The organism is Streptomyces sp. NPDC006602, assembly GCF_042870385.1.
Taxonomy (GTDB): domain Bacteria; phylum Actinomycetota; class Actinomycetes; order Streptomycetales; family Streptomycetaceae; genus Streptomyces.
Genome location: NZ_JBIAHG010000079.1, coordinates 1 through 9,736 on the forward strand (window position 1 = coordinate 1; position 9,736 = coordinate 9,736).

Below are 9,736 nucleotides of genomic sequence, written 5' to 3' on the forward strand. Positions count from 1 at the left end.
GCCACCAGCTACCTCGCCGGACTCCACTTACGCGGTGCCGTGATCTGGATCCGCAGCCTCCGGCCAACATGATCCGAACCTGGAACAGGCCCTAGCGCACTCGGTGCTCGCTGGGGAGCGGGCCGCCGAAGAAGTCGTCCAGGGACAGGCCCGTCGCGGCGTTGACGAACGCGCGGGCGGCAACCGAGCCGGGGGTCGCGGCGTGGATCGCCACCGAGACCTGGGCGCCGGCCTCCGGGTCGACCAGGGGCAGCGCTCGCGTCCTGCCGATCACCGGCATCGCGCGCAGCCAGGTGTTCGGCACGATGCTCGCCCACTGGCCTCCTCCCACGTGGGCGTAGAGGGAGGCGATGGAATCCGTCTCCACCTGTGGGGTCACGACGAACCCCTTGTCCGCGAAGACGGTGTCGACGATCTGACGGATGCGCATGTCGGGTGTCAGCAGGGCCAGGGGCAGTTGGGCGGCGTCCGCCCACGTCATGGTGGAGGCCTGCGACGTCAGCTGGTCGTCCGACACCAGGAGCATGTATCTCTCCTGGTAGAGGGGGACGACCTGCAGGCCTTCCTGGTCGCCCGGGTCGAAGTGCGCGATCGCCACGTCCAGCTCGAAGTCCCGTAGCTGGCGGTGGAGTTCCTTCGTCGACAGGCGGGAACGGACCTGCACCTTGGCCAGCGGGTGCGCCGCGCAGAAGGCGGCCACGGGCAGCGCGAGGGTCGTGGACGCCGTGGGGTCCGTCCCGAGCCGCAGCGTGCCCGTGATGCCCGACTGCACGGCGGCCACCTCGGCCTTGAAGGCGTCCTGTTCGGCGAGGATCCGCTTGGCCCAGACGACGAGGCGTTCGCCCTCCGGAGTGAGGCCCTGGTAGTTGTGCCCGCGGTTGATGAGCGTGACGTTCAGCTCCCGCTCCAGCTTGGCGATCGCCGCCGAGAGCGCCGGCTGGGAGACGTAGCAGGATTCCGCCGCCCGGGCGAAGTGCCGTTCCCTCGCCACCGCCACGAAGTATTCGAGCTGCCGGAACAGCATGAACGACTCCCTTCGAGTCCCTTCGAGCGAGGATCCCGCGATCTTCGTCCGAGCATACGGAACTCCGGCGCGCGAGGAGGTCGGCCCGCGCTTCAGCGCAGGAGCTTCACGGCGGCCACCACCAGGGGGTCCAACCCGTCCGCTCCGGCGTCGACGGACTCGTAGAGCCTGGTTCGCATGCGCGGGTCCCAGAATCTGTTGATGTGTCCTGCGATCTCCTCGGCGGCCCGTTCCCCCGGCAGGTGGCCGAGGTTCCGGGCGATGTCGTTCGCCATCCTGCGCTCCGGCGGCACGGTCGCTGTCATGTCGATCCACCCACTCGATCCACCACCGTGACAAGGTCGTTGTCGGTGACTTCCGTGTCGCTGTGCCGGTCCGGGCGCGCGAGTGCGACCTGTACGGCGGTCACCTTGTACTCCGGGCAGTTGGTCGCCCAGTCGGAGTTCTCGGTGGTCACGACGTTGGCGCCGGTGACGGGGTGGTGGAACGTGGTGTACACGACCCCGGTCGGCATGCGGTCGGAGATCTCCGCGCGCAGGGTCGTCTGCCCGACGCGGCTGGCCAGGGTGACCATGTCACCGCCGTTGATGCCGCGGTCCTCGGCGTCGTGGGGGTGCAGTTCCAGGATGTCCTCGGGGTGCCAGGCGACGTTGCCGGTACGGCGGGTCTGCGCGCCGACGTTGTACTGGCTGAGGATCCGGCCCGTGGTGAGGACCAGCGGGAAGCGGCGGGTGCTGCGTTCGCTGGTCGGGACGTAGGAGGTGACGACGAACTTGCCCTTGCCGCGCACGAATTCGTCCACGTGCATGATGGGCGTCCCCTCCGGCGCCTCCTCGTTGCAGGGCCACTGGACGCTGCCGAGCTTGTCGAGCAGCTCGAAGGACACGCCCGTGAACGTCGGTGTGACGGAGGCGATTTCATCCATGATCCTGCTGGGATGGTCGTAGGACATCGGGTATCCCATGGCGGTGGCGATCTCGCTGACGATCTGCCACTCGTGCTTGCCCGTCTTGGGCTTCATCACCGCTCGCACCCGGTTGATGCGGCGTTCGGCGTTGGTGAAGGTGCCGTCCTTCTCCAGGAAGGACGCGCCGGGCAGGAAGACGTGGGCGAACTTGGCCGTCTCGTTGAGGAACAGGTCCTGTACGACGACGAGTTCCATGGCTTCGAGCGCTGCGGTGACATGCTGGAGGTTGGGGTCGGACTGGGCGATGTCCTCGCCGTGGACGAACAGGCCGCGGAAGGTGCCGTCGATCGCCGCGTCGAACATGTTGGGGATGCGAAGTCCCGGCTCGGAGAGGATGGTTCCGCCCCAGAGGTTCTCGAAGACGGTGCGTACGGCGTCGTCGGAGACGTGCCGGTAGCCGGGGAGCTCGTGCGGGAACGAGCCCATGTCGCAGGAGCCCTGGACGTTGTTCTGGCCGCGCAGGGGGTTGACGCCGACGCCGTCGCGGCCGATGTTGCCGCACGCCATCGCGAGGTTGGCCATTCCCATGACCATGGTCGAGCCCTGGCTGTGCTCGGTGACGCCGAGGCCGTAGTAGATGGCTCCGTTGGGTGCCTTGGCGTACAGCCTTGCTGCGGCGCGGAGTTCCTCGGCCGGTACGCCGGTGATCTCCTCGACCGCCTCCGGGCTGTTCTCCGGGCGGGCGATGAACTCCGCCCAGTCGTCGAAGTCTTCGCACCTGGCGTCCACGAAGGAACGGTCGACCAGGCCCTCGGTGACGACCACGTGCGCCATGGCGTTGACTACGGCGACGTTGGTGCTCGGCCTGAGCTGGAGGTGGTGCTGGGCCTCGATGTGCGGGGAGCGCACCAGGTCGATGCGGCGCGGGTCCACGACGATGAGCTTGGCGCCCTCGCGCAGCCTGCGCTTCATCCGGGAGGCGAACACCGGGTGTCCGTCGGTGGGGTTGGCGCCGATGACCACGATGACGTCGGCCTCGGCGACCGAGCGGAAGTCCTGGGTGCCGGCCGACTCGCCGAAGGTCTGCTTGAGGCCGTATCCCGTCGGGGAGTGGCAGACCCGGGCGCAGGTGTCGACGTTGTTGTTGCCGAAGGCCGCGCGCACCATCTTCTGTACGACGTAGACCTCTTCGTTGGTGCAGCGCGAGGAGGTGATGGCGCCGACCGCGCTCGAGCCGTACCGGTCCTGGATCTCACGCATGCGGCGGGCGACCGTGCCGATGGCCTCGTCCCATTCGACCTCGCGCCAGGGGTCGGTGATCCGGTCGCGGACCATGGGCTTGAGGACGCGGTCGGGGTGGGTGGCGTAGCCGAAGGCGAAACGGCCCTTCACGCAGGAGTGGCCCTCGTTCGCTCCGCCGTCCTTGTGGGGGACCATGCGGACCAACTCGTCGCCGCGCAGCTCGGCCTTGAAGGAGCAGCCGACGCCGCAGTACGCGCACGTGGTCACAACGGACCTTGTGGGCATGCCGAGTTCGACGACCGAGCGCTCCTGGAGCGTGGACGTCGGGCAGGCCTGGACGCAGGCGCCGCAGGAGACGCACTCGGAGTCCATGAAGGTCTCCCCGGCGCCCGGCGAGACCTTGGAGTCGAAGCCGCGCCCCTCGATGGTCAGCGCGAACGTGCCCTGCACCTCGCCGCAGGCCCGCACGCAGCGGGAGCAGGCGATGCACTTGGACGGGTCGAAGTCGAAGTAGGGGTTCGAGGTGTCCTTCTCGGCATCGAGATGGTTCTCGCCCTCGTAGCCGTAGCGGACCTGCCTGAGCCCCACCACGCCTGCCATGTCCTGGAGTTCGCAGTCGCCGTTGGCCGGGCAGGTGAGGCAGTCCAGCGGGTGGTCGGAGATGTAGAGCTCCATGACGCCCTGGCGGAGCTTCTCCACCTTCGGGGTCTGGGTGCTCACCTTCATCCCGTCGGCGCACGGGGTGGTGCAGGACGCCGGGGTGCCGCGCCGGCCGTCGATCTCCACCACGCACAGGCGGCAGGAGCCGAACGCCTCCAGGCTGTCGGTGGCGCACAGTTTGGGTATGTCGACGCCGGCTTGCGCGGCGGCGCGCATCACCGACGTGCCCTCCGGGACGGTCACCGGCAGGCCGTCGACCTCCACCGACACCGTTGCCGGTCCGGGCCTTTCCGGGGTTCCGAAGTCGGGTTCCTTGAGCAGGCTCATGCCGTGCCCTCCGTCGCTCGTACGGGTTGGATCTCCAGGAGTCGACGGCCGCCGAGGAAGTCGTCGGGGAAGTGGGTGAGGGCGCTGCGTACGGGCATCGGGGTCAGCCCACCCATCGCGCACAGCGAGCCTTCGGTCATCAGGTCGCACAGGTCTTCGAGGAGGGCCAGGTTCTCGTCCCGGTGCGTACCGGCCACGATCTTGTCGATGACCTCGACGCCCCGCACCGAACCGACCCTGCACGGTGTGCACTTGCCGCAGGACTCCTCGGCGCAGAACTCCATCGCGAAGCGCGCCTGGGCGGCCATGTCGACGGTGTCGTCGAAGACGACGATGCCGCCGTGGCCGAGCATCGCGCCCGCCTCGGCGAACGCCTCGTAGTCCATCGGCAGGTCGAACGACGACTCCGGCAGGTACGCCCCCAGCGGCCCGCCCACCTGCACGGTGCGCATCGGACGTCCGGAGTGGGTCCCGCCGCCGTACTCCTCCAGGAGTTCGCGCAGGGTGATCCCGAAGGCGGTCTCCACGATGCCTCCGCGCGCGATGTTGCCGCCGAGCTGGAAGACCTGGGTGCCGCGGGAGCGGCCGACGCCGAGGTCCTGGTAGGCCTTCGCGCCGTTCGCCAGGACGGTGGGGACGGTGGTCAGGGTGAGCACGTTGTTCACCACGGTCGGTTTGCCGAACAGGCCCTCGATCGCGGGGATCGGCGGCTTCGCGCGGACCATCCCCCGCTTGCCCTCCAGGCTCTCCAGCATGGAGGTCTCCTCGCCGCAGATGTACGCGCCGGCGCCGACGCGGACGTGCAGGTCGAAGTCGAGTGCGGAGCCGAGGATGCCCTTGCCGAGCCAGCCGTGCTCGCGCGCGATGCCGATCGCCCGGCGCATCGTGGCGATGGCGTCGGGGTATTCGGAGCGGATGTAGAGGTAACCCTCGCTCGCGCCGACCGCGTGTGCGGCGATCGTCATGCCCTCGATGAGCAGGAACGGGTCGCCCTCCATGACCATCCGGTCGGCGAAGGTCCCGCTGTCGCCCTCGTCGGCGTTGCAGCAGACGAACTTCAGCTCGTCGGTGCAGTCGAGCACGGTCTTCCACTTGATGCCGGCCGGGAATCCCGCGCCGCCTCGGCCGCGCAGTCCGGAGGCGGTGACCTCCGCGACCACGTCGGCGGGGGCGAGTTGCAGGGCGGCCCGCAGCCCGACGAGGCCGCCGTGTGCCTCGTAGTCCTGCGTCGAGAGGGGGTCGGTCACGCCGACTCTGGCGAAGGTGACACGGTTCTGGCGGGCCAGCCAGGGCAGTTCGTCGACGAGGCCGAGCCGCAGGGGATGGTCGGCTCCGTCGAGCATGCCGGCGGCGAGGAGTTCCTCGACCTCGTCGGGGCGCACCGGGCCGTAGCCGACGCGGCCCTGCGGGGTCGCGACCTCGACCAGCGGCTCGAGCCACAGCATGCCGCGTGATCCGTTGCGTACGACGTCGATGGCGAAGTCCCCGCGGGCGGCGGCCTCTTGGAGCACATGCGCGACCTCGTCCGCGCCGACGGACCTGGCCGCCGAGTCGCGGGGGACGTAGACCGTCGCCGCCGAGTGGGAAGTGTTGTTCATGATGAGACCGTCCCGTTGAGGATCGAGCCCAGTCGGGCCGGGCCCACTCGTCCGTACAGCCGCCCGTTCGCCTCCACCGACGGCCCCAGCGCGCAGTTGCCCAGACAGAAGACCTGCTCGACGGTCAGCGAACCGTCCGGCGTCGTCTCCCCCAGGGTCAGTCCGGCCTCGCGGGCGTAGCTCACCAGGCCGTCGGCGCCCAGTGCCTGGCAGGCCTCGGCGCGGCAGATGCGCACGGTGGTGCGGCCCGCGGGCTCGCGGCGGAAGTCGTGGTAGAAGGTCACCACTCCGTGGACGTCCGCCCGGGAGAGGTTGAGCTCTTCGGCGAGCACCGGGATCGCTTCCGGCGGCACATGGCCCAACTCGGCCTGAACGGCGTGCAGTACGGGGAGCAGCGCACCGCGCCCACCCCGGTGCCGGGCCACCACTCTCCGGACCACGCTCTCGACCGTCACGTCACTCCCGCTGGTCGTCATGATCGCTTCGCCTTCCGTCACACGGGTCCCCGGCGAGGGTTGCAGGAGACTGAGACAATACCCCATACAGGCTTCTGTATACAGAACTCAATCAAGAAAACCTGCCACGAGACCTGTCACGAAGCCAGTCGGGAAAGGTCCGGAGGCCGGCCGTCGAACCGCCGACCAGGGCGTCGACGCCATCGGCCGGACGCCATCTTGCATACCAAAACCTGTATGCTGACGCTGCCGTCGGCAATCCTCTCGACGGTCCCCACTTGGCAAAGCCGTCGCCCGCGGGCCCAGCGGCAGAACGGGACAACCATGCGCGAGGCACTCACGGCCGCAGCGTCCCGGCGCGTCACCCGCCCGGCACCCCTGCGTCAGGCCGTGTACGACGCCCTGACCGAGCTGATCATCAACGGCTCACTCAAGCCCGGCCAGCACCTCGTCGAGGCCGAACTCGCCGAGCACCTCGGCGTCAGCCGCCAGCCGGTCCGCGAGGCCCTGCAACGACTGCAGACCTCCGGCTGGGTCGACCTGCGCCCCGCCCAGGGAGCCTTCGTCCACTCCCCCACCGAGGAAGAGGCCGCCCAACTCCTCGGCGTCCGCGCGGTACTGGAGACCTATTCGGCCCAGCTCGCCGCCCGGAACGCGAAGCCCGAGGACATTCACCGTCTTGACGAACTCCAGCTGGAAGGCGTCGCCGCGCTCGCCGACGGCGATGTCGAACGCCTGGTCGCGGCCAACAGCGCGCTGCACGACTTCATCACCTCCGTGGCCGACAACGCCGTACTGGCCGAACTGATCGCCCAGGTCGGCCAGAAGGTGCGCTGGTACTACACCCCCATCGCCAAACCCCGCGGCAAGGAAGCCTGGAACGAGCACAGCCAGCTCATCAAGGCCATCGCCAAGGGCGACGCGGACCGCGCGGGCGAGATCATGCGCAAGCACACCGAGCGCACGACCGACTTCTACCGAAGGCAGATCGCCGCCAACGCGAGCCAGGACTGACGGCTCCCCCAGCACGGTTCAGGACGACGCGAGGGAGCCGACGGGGCGGCGAGCGGCCCCGAGGGAGACTCCGGGAGCCGGAGCCGGAGCGCGGAGGACCTCGGCACCGGCGGCGGCCCGGAGTTCGAGCAGCCACGGCAGGACCGTACGCAGCACGATGTCGAGCCCGCCGCCGTCCGCGCCGAGCATCGCGTCGGCGGGAACCAGCACTGGGTCGGCGCACACCGTGGATGTCGCACTGCCGCGTGGGCCCGCGCCACCGGGCCGGGCCGGGACGAAGAGGTCCGGCGCGTGCGCCGGAACCACCCAGAGGCTCAGGCCGTCCGGCGCGGCGAGCGGCCGGGAGGACCAGAGGTAACTGTCGGCCTCTCCCGCCGCGACGACCTGGTATTTACGGCCCCGCAGGGCGACCACGTCACCGGAGCGGGCGGCAGTGGCGCGCGGGGCGAGGAGTTGGGCCTCTGCCCCCCTTACGTCGGCACGGTCCTCCACGTCCGCGTCCACGTCTGCGTCCGCTTGCGTCTCGGTCTCCGCCTCCGCGAGCGCGAGGCTGCTGAGGTGGCGTCCGGCGGCGATCTCGCCGCGCAGCCAAGGGCTGCCGTACGACTCGATGACGGCGACCGCCGTGTAGTGGTACTGGAGCGCGACCGCCGTCGCCGGGCAGACACGCGCCGTCCGGGCCACCACCTCGGCGGCTTCCGGCAGCCCCAGTCCGCCACCACCGAGGGCGCTGGAGACGGTGAGCCCCAGCAGCCCGGTGCGGCCGAGGGCCGTCACAGCGCCGCGGGGGAACCTGCCCTCGATGCCGGTCGATCCGGCGGCGGGTTCGATGACACTGGTCAGGACTTCTGAGAGAGCGGTGCGGTACGACACGGGGTGACCCCCTCGGGAGCGGCTTCTGGTGCACGGTCGAGCGATGATTGCATACAGTATGTTGCATGCATTGCCAGGCGCCAGAGGTGGGGCCGAGCGGATTCCAGGAAGTTCACGACAAGAGTCCACGCAGAATGTCTATTGCATACTAAACTCAGTATCCCGTAACGAGATGGTTTGAGGTCAGTAGCCGAACGTCAGGGAGAGAGGGCCCATGCCCGACACACCCACCGTGGCAACCCGCGGACCGATCAGCCGCCCCGCCCCGCTGCGCCAGGCCGTCTACGACGCGCTCACCGAGCTGATCATCAACGGCTCACTCAAGCCCGGCCAGCACCTCGTCGAGGCCGAACTCGCCGAGAACCTGGGCGTCAGCCGACAGCCGATACGCGAAGCGCTGCAACGGCTCCACACCGCCGGCTGGGTCGACCTGCGCCCCTCCCAGGGAGCCTTCGTCCACTCCCCCACCACGGAAGAGTGCGCCCAACTCCTCAGCGTCCGGGCCCTCCTGGAGACCCACTCCGCTCGCGGCGCCGCCCAGCACGCCGCTCCCCGCGACGTCGCCCGGCTGTGGGAACTGCAGCAGACCGGCCTCACCGCGCTTGCGGCCGGCGACGCCCGGGCCATCGTGGAGGCCAACGCCGCCCTCCACACCCACATCACCCGTCTCTCCCGCAACGCGGTCCTCGCCGAACTCATCCCCCAGGTCGACCGGCGCGTGCGCTGGTACTACATGCCCATCGCCAAGCCCCGCGGCAAGGACGCCTGGAACGAGCACGCCCGGATCATCGAGGCCATCGCCGAGGGCGCCTGCGACCGCGCCGAGGAGCTCATGCGCCGGCACACCCGGAACACCACCGACTTCTACTGCAAGCAGATCGCCGCGGTGGCCGGCCTGAGCGGCTGACGTCGGACGGGGAGTTCAGGAACCCGGGTCGATCTCCCGCAGCAGCCCCGTCGTCACGTCGAAGACGAAGCCCCGTACGTCGTCGGTGTGCGGCAGGAACGGCGAGGTGCGCACGCGCTGCATCGACTGCCGTACGTCCTGGTCGACGTCCCGGAAGGCCTCCACCGCCCACGCCGGCCGCTGGCCGACCTCCACCTCCAGCTCGTGCCGGAAGTCCTCGGTCAGGGTCTGCAGACCGCAGCCGGTGTGGTGGATGAGTATGACGCTGCGGGTCCCGAGCGCACGCTGGCTGATCGTCAGGGAGCGGATCGTGTCGTCGGTGACGACACCGCCCGCGTTGCGCACGGTATGACAGTCGCCGAGCTCCAGGCCGAGCGCGGCGTGCAGGTCGATGCGGGCGTCCATGCAGGCCACGACGGCCACGCGCAGAACCGGGCGGGCACCCATGCCCGGGTCGACGAATCCGGCGGCGTAGGCACGGTTGGCTTCCAGGAGGCGGTCCGTGACCGTCCCGGTGCCGGGTGCGGTGCGGGTGGGCTGGACGAACCGGGATGCCGGCGTCGACATGTCAGATCACTCCCTGCGCCTTGAGGAGCGGCAACTCGTCGGGAGAGATGCCGAGTTCACCGTGAAGGATCTCTTCGTTGTGTTGGCCGAGGAGGGGTGAGGTGGTGATGTGGACGGGGGAGTCGGAGAGTTTGAGTGGGCTGCCGACGGTGGTGAAGGTGC

At 69.5% G+C, this 9,736-nt stretch carries 9 protein-coding genes and 1 pseudogene; 2 read left to right on the forward strand and 8 right to left on the reverse strand.

The window, feature by feature from the left end; all coding sequences use genetic code 11:
- Positions 1–91 precede the first annotated feature (91 nt).
- The 5 genes from ACFYO2_RS49050 to ACFYO2_RS49070 all read right to left on the reverse strand — a co-directional run bounded on the left by ACFYO2_RS49050 (position 92) and on the right by ACFYO2_RS49070 (position 6,234).
- Positions 92–1,024, reverse strand: a complete 933-nt coding sequence (locus ACFYO2_RS49050; protein ID WP_388363893.1) for a LysR family transcriptional regulator — start codon at positions 1,022–1,024, stop codon at positions 92–94.
- A 92-nt stretch (positions 1,025–1,116) separates the two neighbouring features.
- On the reverse strand, positions 1,117–1,329 hold the full coding sequence (locus ACFYO2_RS49055) for a formate dehydrogenase subunit delta (RefSeq protein WP_388363896.1): 213 nt from the start codon (positions 1,327–1,329) through the stop codon (positions 1,117–1,119).
- Positions 1,326–4,160: a formate dehydrogenase subunit alpha gene (gene fdhF, locus ACFYO2_RS49060; protein WP_388363898.1), complete on the reverse strand. Its 2,835-nt coding sequence runs from the start codon at positions 4,158–4,160 to the stop codon at positions 1,326–1,328. The genes ACFYO2_RS49055 and fdhF overlap by 4 nt, the downstream gene beginning before the upstream one ends.
- A complete protein-coding gene (locus ACFYO2_RS49065; protein WP_388363899.1) occupies positions 4,157–5,758 on the reverse strand; it encodes a formate dehydrogenase beta subunit in 1,602 nt (533 codons plus the stop codon). Before ACFYO2_RS49065 ends, fdhF begins: the two co-directional genes overlap by 4 nt.
- The gene (locus tag ACFYO2_RS49070) at positions 5,755–6,234 is read right to left on the reverse strand and encodes an NAD(P)H-dependent oxidoreductase subunit E (protein WP_388363901.1); all 480 of its coding nucleotides are present in this window, start codon (positions 6,232–6,234) and stop codon (positions 5,755–5,757) included. The genes ACFYO2_RS49065 and ACFYO2_RS49070 overlap by 4 nt, the downstream gene beginning before the upstream one ends.
- Before the next feature lie 303 nt (positions 6,235–6,537).
- Between ACFYO2_RS49070 and ACFYO2_RS49075 the strand changes: the two genes are divergently transcribed.
- Positions 6,538–7,227 (forward strand): GntR family transcriptional regulator, encoded by a 690-nt coding sequence (locus tag ACFYO2_RS49075; protein ID WP_388363903.1) that lies wholly within the window; start codon positions 6,538–6,540, stop codon positions 7,225–7,227.
- Positions 7,228–7,245: 18 nt separating this feature from the next.
- Here ACFYO2_RS49075 and ACFYO2_RS49080 read toward each other — a convergent pair whose 3' ends face one another.
- Complete coding sequence (locus ACFYO2_RS49080) at positions 7,246–8,100, reverse strand: acyl-CoA dehydrogenase family protein (protein ID WP_388363906.1); 855 nt, start codon at positions 8,098–8,100, stop codon at positions 7,246–7,248.
- 214 nt (positions 8,101–8,314) lie between these two features.
- Here ACFYO2_RS49080 and ACFYO2_RS49085 point away from each other — a divergent pair, with 214 nt between their 5' ends.
- On the forward strand, positions 8,315–9,007 hold the full coding sequence (locus ACFYO2_RS49085; RefSeq protein WP_388363909.1) for a GntR family transcriptional regulator: 693 nt from the start codon (positions 8,315–8,317) through the stop codon (positions 9,005–9,007).
- 15 nt (positions 9,008–9,022) lie between these two features.
- Here ACFYO2_RS49085 and ACFYO2_RS49090 read toward each other — a convergent pair whose 3' ends face one another.
- Together ACFYO2_RS49090 and ACFYO2_RS49095 are read right to left on the reverse strand one after the other, a co-directional pair.
- Complete coding sequence (locus ACFYO2_RS49090) at positions 9,023–9,574, reverse strand: beta-class carbonic anhydrase (protein ID WP_388363912.1); 552 nt, start codon at positions 9,572–9,574, stop codon at positions 9,023–9,025.
- A 1-nt stretch (position 9,575) separates the two neighbouring features.
- Positions 9,576–9,736, reverse strand: a pseudogene (locus tag ACFYO2_RS49095) (formyl-CoA transferase); the annotation flags it as partial.